This is a genomic window from Vreelandella aquamarina (genome assembly GCF_044805175.1).
Lineage (GTDB): Bacteria > Pseudomonadota > Gammaproteobacteria > Pseudomonadales > Halomonadaceae > Vreelandella > Vreelandella aquamarina_B.
In genome coordinates this window covers 209,502-219,388 of the sequence record NZ_CP085232.1, presented here as the reverse complement: position 1 = coordinate 219,388, position 9,887 = coordinate 209,502, and the positions used below count along the sequence as shown (strand labels likewise).

Sequence of the window (9,887 nt, the reverse complement as noted above, 5' to 3'; positions counted from 1 at the left end):
ATTGCATTTTGCGCGGTGGATGGGGAGACTTGCATCACCGACTTTCGTTAACGCTGTTTAAACCACTGCAAAGAGCCAATGCCATGCGCCTAAACGCCGATTTTAGCCACTTTGCCTGTGTCACGCCGGAGCAGTATCGCTGGGTGGCCTCGCCCAGTGCGGGCGTGGAACGAATGATGTTAGACCGCATTGGCGATGAGGTGGCTCGTGCCACCAGCCTGGTGCGCTATGCGCCCAACAGCCGGTTTAGCCACCACACCCACCACGGTGGCGAGGAAATTCTGGTGTTAGAGGGCGTATTTGCGGATGAGCATGGCCGCTATCCTGCTGGCAGCTACCTGCGTAACCCGATTGGCACCGGCCATACGCCGAAGATTGGCGACGAGGGCGCGCTGATCCTGGTGAAGCTACATCAGTTTGATGAGAACGACCTGCTCCAGCTGGCGATCCCAGCCCATCGCCTACCCTGGCAGCCCGACCGTCGCTCGGGCATTACATACAAAATGCTGCACACCTTCAGCAATGAGCGGGTTAGCCTGGAACGCTGGGAGAGCGATATTGCGATTGACTATCCGGCCCTGCCAGGAGGCTTGGAACTGTTTGTACTGGAAGGCTCGCTATGCGACGCGAGCAGCGAGTACCCGGAAGGCAGCTGGTGCCGCTACCCACCGGGCGCGGCACCGCAGCTGCGCGCAGGCCGGGAAGGCGTGATGATGTACGTTAAGCGCGGGCACCTATCTGACGCCCTTTCCCAGGCTAGCGCGCCAGGCCAATAAATGGCAGCAGAGTGAGCAGCGCAATCAGAACCACCGCCACCATTACCAACGTTACCTGAAACGGGTGCTCTGCTAAGCGCTGCCACAGCGTTGGCGCTTCGTTGCGGGCCAGCGCCTCCTCATGGGCTTTACGCGCCTTGGCTTGGCGTTCGGCCTGATACTGCGCCAGCACCGCTTCGGCATCATCTCGCTGTGCCGGGTTGCGCAGCCAGATCGCATCGACCCCCAGACGGAAAAAGCCCGCCTGGGTTTCGTACACATCAAAGCCATGTTCATCTAGCAGTTGGCGGACTTCCACGGCTTCCTCGTCGGTTACATGCCGCAACCGGAACAGCAAATGGGCCATCTTAGTCGCCCATGTCCGCCATGCGGTCGGCTTGGATGACTTCAATCCAGTAGCCGTCCGGGTCTTTCACGAAGATAACGTCTTTCATTTTGCCCTGGTCGGCACGCTTCACGAAGGTGACCTCGTGCTCGTCAAACCACGCCTGGGCGGCTTCTAAATCCGGCACGCTGAAGCAAATATGGCCAAAGCCCTGGGGTTCGGCGTTGCCATCGTGATAGGCAAAATCCTGCTGGGTTTCGGTGCCCCAGTTGTGGGTCAGTTCTAGCAGGCCTTTCTGGCTGAAGGTCCAGGCGGTGCGGGCTTGAGTCTCTTCCGGCACGCTGTCGCTGGCTTCCACGTTGGCGAGGAAGTAGAGCGAAAACTGCATCTCTTCAAAGTCCAGCCGACGCAGCACCTGCATACCAAGCACTTTGGAGTAGAACGCCAGGGCGCGTTCCGGGTCTTTTACCCGCAGCATGGTGTGGTTTAAGCGAAACCCTTGGGTTTGCGGGGCAACGGGGGCAACGCCTGGGTGCTGTTCACCTTGAAACGACATACAACTCTCCTATTGCGGGTTAGGCCAACATCAAAAGTACGCTGATCTAGCGCAAACTCTTTGACGAACATATTACTTTGTACAAGGCTTAGACTGCTGTCAGCGGCAAGCCTTCTCGCGCTATTAGCGTTTTGGCCATCCTGTTCACACCACACTGTTATGAGGGCGTAGGTGGTATATTTCCAGCCCTCTCCTCAAGGAGCCCCTATGTCCCGCGATCGAAACGTACTGGGTGAACCACTTACTCCCTGCTGCCACTCCCCGAAAACCGGCTTCTACCGCGATGGTTTTTGTCGCGTGGGACCTGACGACGTGGGCATCCATTCGGTTTGCGCCATGATGACCGAGGAGTTTTTAGCCTTTTCCAAAGCACAGGGTAACGATTTGGTCACCCCACGGCCGGAGTTCGATTTTCCCGGTTTGAAGCCCGGAGACCGCTGGTGCCTATGTGCCCACCGCTGGGCGGAGGCAGCCGAGGTAGGGTTGGCACCGCCAGTCATTCTTTCCGCCACGCATAAGCGCACATTAGAGATTATTTCGCTGGTGAAACTTCAGCAACATGCGCTGGATGCAGTGCATTAATTTTTACTGCCACCTATGGCTTTTATTGGTGAAAATTAGCCACTGGAATTTCTATGCAAACCTTCTACACTTCTACCTCAACAACTTTACAATTTGGTTAGCGATGCCTAACAATGGCGTCCAATGGAGTGTGTCATGACCGCAATCGATATGACCCTTGGCGACCGCCTGACGTTGAAGCAGCTGTCCCATGCCATCCAGCACGGCTTTTCACCGATTGTCGAAGTAGAATCTATGGATGGCATCTATAAGGTCCGCTTCCATCATGCCAATGGAGTATCGGATCTTAGCGACGCCGAGGGGCGGGTAAGCACCTTTTTAGGCACTGGTGAAATCCGCGATACCTTGGGCCAATTAGGCCTTACCCACGGCGTGCTCACCTTCGCTGACCAGTGCGGCGATGAGATGATCGGTGTTACTGGCCGTGCGATTACCCCGGATGAAATGCTCACCTACGGCACTCGCATCGCCTTTCGCTAATCGTTACTGACAACAGTGATTGCGCTGGGGCTTTACAGCCCCGCTCAAGGCTAGGATAGTACCCACCAACGACAGGGGCGCCGTACAGCGGCTGAGAAGCACCCTTTGAACCTGAACCGGATAACGCCGGCGTAGGGAGTCGTGGTGCTTGCCACCACCTCCTTGGCCGGGAGGACGCTATGACCCACCCCCCACTTGGCGATATGCTCGCTACTCTGCGCGGTACCACGCCGCTTGTTCACTGCATAACCAATTACGTCGCCATGAACAGTACGGCCAACCTGCTGCTGGCCACAGGTGCTTCGCCTGCTATGCTGCATGCCCCTGAAGAAGTGGCCGAATTCACCGCGATAGCGGGCGCGCTCTCCATTAACATTGGCACGATTTCCACCCCTTGGGCAGAGTCGATGCAGCTTGCTGCGCGCACGGCGAACGCAACCGGCACCCCGTGGGTGTTAGACCCGGTAGCGGTGGGGGCAACTGCCTTTCGTCAGCAGGTTTGTACTGCGCTGCTTGCCTACCGGCCTAGCGTCATTCGCGCCAATGCTTCGGAAGTGATGGCGCTTGCTGGCTTAGCTAGCCAAGGCCGCGGCGTGGATGCCACAGCCAGCACCGATGAAGCGCAACAGGCTGCGATTGATCTGGCACGACAGCAGCGCTGTATTGTGGCTATGACCGGCGAAACCGATTTTGTTACCGATGGCACCCTCCACTACCGTTTAACGGGCGGGCATCCGCTGATGCCCCGCGTCACCACCCTGGGCTGCGGGGTAAGCGCTTTGGTAGCGGCCTTTGTGGCCGCCAACCAAGCCCACCCACTTCCCGCAACGCTGGCCGCGCTGGCATGCTTCAGCATTGCTGGTAGCCGCGCGGGCGAGCAGGCCAGCGGGCCGGGTAGCTTTCAGGTCGCGCTCCTGGATGCGCTGTATGCCCTTACTCCTAACGACCTCTCCTCCCTTAGTCAGCTGGAGGCGCTCGATGCGGTTTGATCTTTCGCTCTATTTAGTCACCGATGCCGCGCTATGCGCAGAGGCTGGGCTTGAAGCAACCGTGGAAGCCGCAGTACAGGGTGGCGTCAGCATGGTGCAACTGCGCGATAAGCACGCCAGCGACGAGGCCATGATTGCCCAGGCAAAACGGCTGAAAGCGCTGCTGGAAGGAAGCGGTGTGCCCTTGATCATTAATGACCGCTTAAACGTCGCCATCGCCAGCCGTGCCGATGGCCTGCACGTTGGCCAGAGCGATACCGCCGTTCAAGCGGCGCGCCAGGCACTGGGCCAACAAGCAATCATTGGGCTGTCGATCAATACCCTGGAGCAGTTGCACAATGCCCCTGTGGCGCTGTTGGATTACGTGGGGCTAGGGCCTGTATTTGCCACTGTGAGCAAACAGGATCACGCCCAGCCGATTGGCTTCGACGGTTTAGCCGAGCTTGCCAGCGCCAGCCCACTGCCCAGCGTGGCAATTGGCGGCTTAAAAGCTGAACATTCCCAGCGGGTCAAAACAGCTGGCGCGAACGGCATCGCGGTCATTTCAGCGATTTGCGGCCAGCCCGACCCGCATCAAGCGGCCCAAGCTTTTTTCTAATCATCACCACCGGCCTGGCAGTGGCCTGCCGCTAGCAGCGGGCCACTGCGGTATGCGGTTGCCGGGCTTATGTAGCAGGTACGCCCAAGGTAGCGGAGTGGGACTGCGTGGCGGGAGCTAAGTCCCGCATGAGCAGCGCAAACTCTACCTGTTCAGGAGCTAGAGTGGCACCAGGAATCGGGATGCGCACCCGATGCCCAGACCCAGGGGCCGCACTGACGGCTTCCCCTTTCGTGTTTTCGATATGCTCCAGCACAAAGCGGTGGTTGCCACTTGGCAACATCAGCTCCATTCTGTCGCCGACTTCAAAGCGGTTTTTCACCTCGATATCCAGCGTGCGACGCGATGCATCGTAGTCGAGCACCTCACCGACAAACTGCTGGTGTACACCGATAGAGTTGCCTTGCTCGTAGTTCTGGAACTCATCGTGAACATGGCGGCGATAGAAGCCTTCGGTATAGCCTCGGTTGGCGAGGTTCTCAAGCTCATCCATTAACCCCATATTAAAGGGACGGCCCGCTACGGCGTCATCAATAGCCCGACGGTAGACTTGGGCGGTACGCGCAACGTAGTAGTGTGATTTAGTCCGCCCCTCTATTTTAAGCGATGTTACGCCCATCTTTGCCAGCTGGGCGACGTGCTGGACTGCCCGCAGATCCTTGGAATTCATGATGTAGGTGCCGTGTTCATCTTCATACACGGGCATTAGTTTGCCGGGGCGGGATACGTCCTCAATCAGTGCTGAAAGCTCATCTTGCTCGGCGTTGACATGGCTAGCACCTCCCTGAACCGCAATGAGGTCGCCGGTATCGTCGTGGGAGGCGGCCACCGTATTGTATTTCCAGCGGCAGGCGTTAGTGCAGGTGCCTTGATTAGGATCGCGGTGGTTGAAGTAACCGGACAGCAAACAGCGCCCCGAGTAGGCAATACACAGCGCGCCATGAACAAAGGTTTCGATCTCTAGGTCTGGACACTCCGCCCGTATTTCCGCGATCTCCTCAAGGGATAGCTCGCGGGACAGAATGATGCGGCGAATGCCCTGCCGCTGCCAGAATTGAGCGGCCGCCCAGTTGACGACATTGGATTGCACCGACAGGTGGATCTCCTGCTCCGGCCAGCGATCCCGCACCATCATAATCAAACCGGGGTCCGACATAATCAGCGCATCGGGGCCCGCCTCAATCACTGGCTCCATGTCCTTTAGGTAGGTTTTTAGCTTGCTGTTATGCGGTGCAATGTTGGATGCCACGTAAAACCGTTTGCCCCGCGCATGAGCGTACTCGATCCCCCGGTGCAAGTTATCAATTTTAAAATCGTTATTACGGACCCGCAGCGAGTAGCGCGGCTGCCCCGCATAAACCGCATCTGCCCCGTAAGCAAACGCATAACGCATATTTTTGAAGGTTCCCGCCGGGGAGAGTAGTTCTGGAGCTTGCATAGACAGTCACCGTTATCAAGACGATGGCACATAGCGTGCGGCGATGAGAAAGGGCTGGATTATAACCAGCCCTATCGCACTGTCTTGCCCTGTGCACTGCTTTGATGACCCACGTCAAAAAGCAGCAGTGTTTGTTTTTAAGCGGTTGGACGACGTTTTAAGGTCGTGCGCCGGTCATGATAGGCAACAGCGAGCCCACTAATCATAATTAATGTGCTACCCACCCATACCCAAAGGTCAGGCAGCTCGCCCCAGAACCACCAGCCCAGCAATACCGCCCACAGCATCGCGGTGTAATCAAACGGTGCCGCAATGGCCGCAGGCGCATAACGAAATGCTAGAGTGATAAACGCGGTTGCCCCAACGCCTAACATCCCCGATACCAGAAAACCTAGCCAGTGCCAGGGCTGCGGTGTTTGCCATACCCAGGGTAGGCTCAGGGAGGTGATCACTAGCGGCACCATGGTCATATAGAACACCATGGCCCAGAGGTGTTCATTCGCGCCATAGCGACGCGCCGTGACCATCATCAGAGCATAAAACACGGCGGCGGCCAGTAGAATCATCGCGCCCAGTTGAAATGCATCCCCACCGGGTCGAACCACCACCAGCACACCGACAAATCCTAATAGCGACGCTACCAGCACCGGCGGATCAATACGCTCTCCTAAGAGCGGGACAGATAGCAGCGTGACGAAAAGCGGCGCCACAAACGCAATGGCGGTAGCTTCAGCCAGCGGTACCAGGGTTAACCCCCACACAAAGCACACCATGGTGGCGGTGTAGATTAACCCACGCAGCAGGTGCACTCCCGGGCGCTTAGTACGCAGCTTGCGCAGCCCGCCGCTAAAGTAGGCCAACAGGGCAATCAATGGCAGCGATACCAGCGTACGGAAAAAGATAATCTGTAACGGTGAATGAACGGCCCCAAGCCATTTCGATACCGCATCCCCTAGTGCCAAAAACAGCACGCCTAAACACATGCAAAGAATGCCTTTGAGAGATGGCGTCATTAACAGGCTCCTTCTGGGTGGCTAGTGTTATGGTTTCATCGACACACAATAAAAAAACCCCGCCAACGTGCGTTTGGCGGGGCGGTATACCGCAAGTGTGGTTAAAGGCTGGCGTTCACCACCATGCAGTCCATTCCCTGTGCTTGGAGTGTTTGGCACGCTTGGCGGGCTTGAAACTCATTAAGCGAGACGACCCGAGCACGAAAGACCGTTGTTTGCCCTTGGAGCTGGTCAATCGCAACACGTCCACCGCTATTGGGCAATCGCTGTACCGCTTGGCGAGCCAGCTGCTCAGCTTGAGCGGCTTGGCGAAAGGCACCTACTTGAATGCCCCAACCAGCTGACGCCATTTGTACAGAGGGAGACGCTGCGGCCAGAACACGCTCTCGTTCAATAAACGCTTGGAGGGGGTCCGTTGCCGCTGGCGTCTCCTCACGTTCGGCTTCCGCTTGGATAAGCTGCGCCTCTACCGCTTGAGCAGGGGTACGAGAAGGCGTGGGCCGAGTAGGGGAAAGCGAGGTTACCGATACGCTTGCCAGCTGCGGACGTGATGCCGGCTGTGCGGCAGGAGGCGGCGACAGCGGCTGAGAAGACCCTGCAAAGCCCATAAATTCATTCGAGAAGTTGGTGTTAGCCAGCCATGTGCGCTGGTCCCTTAGAGAAGCCCTCATAAAGCTGCGATCCAGCAGGTCCGCCATGTGGGTGTCACGGGAAGAGGAGCTAAAGCCCCCCATCACCACCGCTACCATTCGACGGCCATCGTGCACAGCAGTAGTGGCAACGTTAAAGCCCGAGGCGCGGATAAAGCCGGTTTTCAAACCATCGGCGCCAGGGTAATCACGTACCAGCCGGTTATGGCTGGTATGCCGCGTTCCCCGGAAGGAGAACTCCTGTAAGCCAAAGTAGTGATAGTACTGAGGGAAGTCCTGCATCACCCGCACCGATAGCGTTAAGATATCCCGCGCGGTGGTGATTTGCTGATTGTCCGGCAGGCCCGAAGCATTGCGGAACGTCGTGGCACTCATGCCCAACTCACGGGCCTTTGCCGTCATCAGGTTGGCAAAGCGCGATTCGCTACCCCCCAACGCCTCAGCAACCACAACCGCGACATCGTTGGCAGAGCGTACTACCAAAGCGCGAATAGCGGTATCTACCGGGATAGAGCTACCTGCCGACAGCCACAGCTTAGTTGCGGGCATGGCCGCCGCCTGGGCCGAAACGGGAAGAGGCTGATTTAGGGTCAGTGAGCCGTTCTCAAGCGCTTCAAAAGTCAAATAGAGCGTCATCATCTTGGTGAGCGAGGCCGGGTAGCGGGGTTCATCCGCATTCTCGGCGTACATCACCTCGCCATTCTCCAGGTCTACTACGATCCCCGCATAGCGTGGGTTCGCCTGGGCAGTAGCGCTTGCGAAGAGTGTCACCACGAGCATGACGAATAGCCACTGACATACCCAAGGCGCTGCGCCCATTCCCCTTGTTGTTGCCATACTGACCCCTTGCTAACTGTTCACGCCGCAATACCATCTGCAGCTCGCTATGGCCGCTGCTTTAGCCTAGCACGCCTACCGCACAAATGGATCTGCCCTCTCATCTGTTTAGCATCAATATGCTTAAGGAGGCATAGGGTATTAACAAAAAAACCGACCCCAAAGGGTCGGTTTTCACTGTGCTAAAAAGAAAGGTAGCCTTACTCAGCTACGGCTTCTTCTTCAGCAACCGGACGATCGACTAGCTCAACGAACGCCATAGGCGCGTTGTCGCCGGTGCGGTAGCCGCACTTGAGAATACGGACGTAACCGCCCGGACGCTCGGCGTAACGCGGACCCAGCTCGTTGAACAGTTTGCCGACGGCTTCTTTAGAGCGCGTGCGGGCAAACGCCAAACGGCGGTTTGCAACGCTATCCTGCTTTGCCAGGGTAATCAGCGGCTCGATAACGCGACGCAGTTCCTTGGCTTTAGGCAGGGTTGTCTTGATAACTTCATGTTCGACCAGCGAGACAGACATGTTCTTGAACATGGCCTGACGGTGCGAGCTGGTACGATTCAGATGACGACCACTCTTACGATGACGCATGGTTGTGATTCCTTACCAAACTGGGACTCAAGTCGACACTCACGCGGAGGCCTTGTCGTCCTTCAGGCTAGCGGGTGGCCAATTTTCCAACCGCATACCGAGGGACAAGCCACGCGCCGCCAATACATCCTTGATTTCATTCAAAGATTTCTTACCGAGGTTCGGGGTCTTCAACAGCTCCACTTCTGTGCGCTGAATCAGATCACCGATGTAGTAAATATTCTCGGCTTTTAGGCAGTTAGCGCTGCGTACGGTCAACTCAAGATCGTCTACGGGGCGCAATAGGATAGGATCAACGTGATCCTCTTCCTCTTCGACTTCCTGCTCTTTGTCAGCTTCCAGGTCGACGAAGGCGGCCAGCTGCTCTTGCAGAATGGTCGCACTGCGACGGATAGCCTCTTCCGGATCCAGGGTACCGTCAGTTTCCAGGTCGATAATTAGCTTATCGAGGTCGGTACGCTGCTCAACACGAGCGGCTTCGACCGAGTAGGAAACACGGCGAACAGGGCTGAAGGTGGCATCCAGCTGCAGGCGGCCAATAGCACGGGTCTCTTCATCAGAGCCACGAGCGTCAGCCGGTTCGTAACCACGACCCAGCGCTACCTTAAGCTGAATTTTCAGCTCGGCACCTTCATTGACGTGTGCAATGACGTGGTCCGGGTTGACGATTTCGACGCTATGATCAAGCGCAATGTCGCCAGCGGTGACGACGGCTGGGCCCTGCTTGTTCAGCGAGAGCACCGCCTCATCGCGGCTGTGCATCTTGATCGCAACATCTTTCAAGTTCAGGAGGATTTCGATGACATCTTCCTGCACCCCTTCGAGTGCACTGTATTCGTGCTCTACACCGGCGATTTCAGCCTCTACCACGGCAGCGCCGGGCATGGATGAAAGCAGAATGCGACGAAGTGCATTCCCCAGGGTGTGGCCAAAGCCGCGCTCGAACGGTTCGAGGACGATTTTGGCATGATGTGCGCTGATTTCTTCGACCTTGATGTCGCGAGGACGAAGAAACTCTGTCACTGAACGCTGCATATGAACACCTTTCAGGCTGCC

Annotated in this window: 12 protein-coding genes and 1 riboswitch; of the genes, 5 read left to right on the top strand and 7 right to left on the bottom strand. The window is 57.1% G+C overall.

The annotated features are described in order from the left end of the window. Window positions 1-83 precede the first annotated feature (83 nt). Window positions 84-776, top strand: a complete 693-nt coding sequence (locus tag LG300_RS01080) for a cupin domain-containing protein (RefSeq protein WP_404376578.1) — start codon at window positions 84-86, stop codon at window positions 774-776. Here the strand turns inward: LG300_RS01080 and LG300_RS01075 are convergent. Together LG300_RS01075 and gloA are read right to left on the bottom strand one after the other, a co-directional pair. Further along, window positions 757-1,122: a DUF6164 family protein gene (locus LG300_RS01075; protein WP_404376577.1), complete on the bottom strand. Its 366-nt coding sequence runs from the start codon at window positions 1,120-1,122 to the stop codon at window positions 757-759. The genes LG300_RS01080 and LG300_RS01075 overlap by 20 nt on opposite strands. 1 nt (window position 1,123) lies before the next feature. Then, complete coding sequence (gene gloA / locus LG300_RS01070; protein WP_404376576.1) at window positions 1,124-1,657, bottom strand: lactoylglutathione lyase; 534 nt, start codon at window positions 1,655-1,657, stop codon at window positions 1,124-1,126. Window positions 1,658-1,864: 207 nt separating this feature from the next. Between gloA and LG300_RS01065 the strand changes: the two genes are divergently transcribed. The 4 genes from LG300_RS01065 to thiE all read left to right on the top strand — a co-directional run bounded on the left by LG300_RS01065 (window position 1,865) and on the right by thiE (window position 4,306). Continuing rightward, complete coding sequence (locus tag LG300_RS01065; protein ID WP_404376575.1) at window positions 1,865-2,239, top strand: DUF2237 family protein; 375 nt, start codon at window positions 1,865-1,867, stop codon at window positions 2,237-2,239. 135 nt (window positions 2,240-2,374) lie between these two features. After that, window positions 2,375-2,719: a hypothetical protein gene (locus LG300_RS01060; protein ID WP_404376574.1), complete on the top strand. Its 345-nt coding sequence runs from the start codon at window positions 2,375-2,377 to the stop codon at window positions 2,717-2,719. Window positions 2,720-2,782: 63 nt separating this feature from the next. Further along, window positions 2,783-2,874: riboswitch (TPP riboswitch) on the top strand. A 24-nt stretch (window positions 2,875-2,898) separates the two neighbouring features. Continuing rightward, window positions 2,899-3,708, top strand: coding sequence for a hydroxyethylthiazole kinase (gene thiM, locus LG300_RS01055; RefSeq protein WP_404376573.1), 810 nt, complete (start codon window positions 2,899-2,901; stop codon window positions 3,706-3,708). Further along, a complete protein-coding gene (thiE, locus tag LG300_RS01050; RefSeq protein WP_404376572.1) occupies window positions 3,698-4,306 on the top strand; it encodes a thiamine phosphate synthase in 609 nt (202 codons plus the stop codon). The genes thiM and thiE overlap by 11 nt, the downstream gene beginning before the upstream one ends. Before the next feature lie 67 nt (window positions 4,307-4,373). Here thiE and yegQ read toward each other — a convergent pair whose 3' ends face one another. The 5 genes from yegQ to LG300_RS01025 all read right to left on the bottom strand — a co-directional run bounded on the left by yegQ (window position 4,374) and on the right by LG300_RS01025 (window position 9,866). Next, a complete protein-coding gene (gene yegQ, locus LG300_RS01045) occupies window positions 4,374-5,744 on the bottom strand; it encodes a tRNA 5-hydroxyuridine modification protein YegQ (protein WP_404376571.1) in 1,371 nt (456 codons plus the stop codon). A 137-nt stretch (window positions 5,745-5,881) separates the two neighbouring features. After that, window positions 5,882-6,757, bottom strand: coding sequence for a DMT family transporter (locus tag LG300_RS01040; RefSeq protein ID WP_404376570.1), 876 nt, complete (start codon window positions 6,755-6,757; stop codon window positions 5,882-5,884). 101 nt (window positions 6,758-6,858) lie between these two features. After that, window positions 6,859-8,187 carry a serine hydrolase gene (locus LG300_RS01035; protein WP_404377952.1) on the bottom strand — a complete coding sequence of 443 codons (1,329 nt, stop codon included), beginning with the start codon at window positions 8,185-8,187 and terminating at the stop codon, window positions 6,859-6,861. A 257-nt stretch (window positions 8,188-8,444) separates the two neighbouring features. Beyond that, window positions 8,445-8,831, bottom strand: a complete 387-nt coding sequence (gene rplQ, locus LG300_RS01030; protein ID WP_404376569.1) for a 50S ribosomal protein L17 — start codon at window positions 8,829-8,831, stop codon at window positions 8,445-8,447. A gap of 39 nt (window positions 8,832-8,870) precedes the next feature. Continuing rightward, entirely contained in the window at window positions 8,871-9,866 is a 996-nt protein-coding gene (locus tag LG300_RS01025; protein ID WP_016915790.1) for a DNA-directed RNA polymerase subunit alpha, read from the bottom strand. Window positions 9,867-9,887 lie beyond the last annotated feature (21 nt).

Coding starts and splice junctions, on each gene's coding strand:
- LG300_RS01080 (WP_404376578.1), top strand. CDS start 84: ATGCGCCTAAACGCCGATTTTAGCCACTTTGCCTGTGTCACGCCGGAG.
- LG300_RS01075 (WP_404376577.1), bottom strand. CDS start 1,122: ATGGCCCATTTGCTGTTCCGGTTGCGGCATGTAACCGACGAGGAAGCC.
- gloA (WP_404376576.1), bottom strand. CDS start 1,657: ATGTCGTTTCAAGGTGAACAGCACCCAGGCGTTGCCCCCGTTGCCCCG.
- LG300_RS01065 (WP_404376575.1), top strand. CDS start 1,865: ATGTCCCGCGATCGAAACGTACTGGGTGAACCACTTACTCCCTGCTGC.
- LG300_RS01060 (WP_404376574.1), top strand. CDS start 2,375: ATGACCGCAATCGATATGACCCTTGGCGACCGCCTGACGTTGAAGCAG.
- thiM (WP_404376573.1), top strand. CDS start 2,899: ATGACCCACCCCCCACTTGGCGATATGCTCGCTACTCTGCGCGGTACC.
- thiE (WP_404376572.1), top strand. CDS start 3,698: ATGCGGTTTGATCTTTCGCTCTATTTAGTCACCGATGCCGCGCTATGC.
- yegQ (WP_404376571.1), bottom strand. CDS start 5,744: ATGCAAGCTCCAGAACTACTCTCCCCGGCGGGAACCTTCAAAAATATG.
- LG300_RS01040 (WP_404376570.1), bottom strand. CDS start 6,757: ATGACGCCATCTCTCAAAGGCATTCTTTGCATGTGTTTAGGCGTGCTG.
- LG300_RS01035 (WP_404377952.1), bottom strand. CDS start 8,187: ATGCTCGTGGTGACACTCTTCGCAAGCGCTACTGCCCAGGCGAACCCA.
- rplQ (WP_404376569.1), bottom strand. CDS start 8,831: ATGCGTCATCGTAAGAGTGGTCGTCATCTGAATCGTACCAGCTCGCAC.
- LG300_RS01025 (WP_016915790.1), bottom strand. CDS start 9,866: ATGCAGCGTTCAGTGACAGAGTTTCTTCGTCCTCGCGACATCAAGGTC.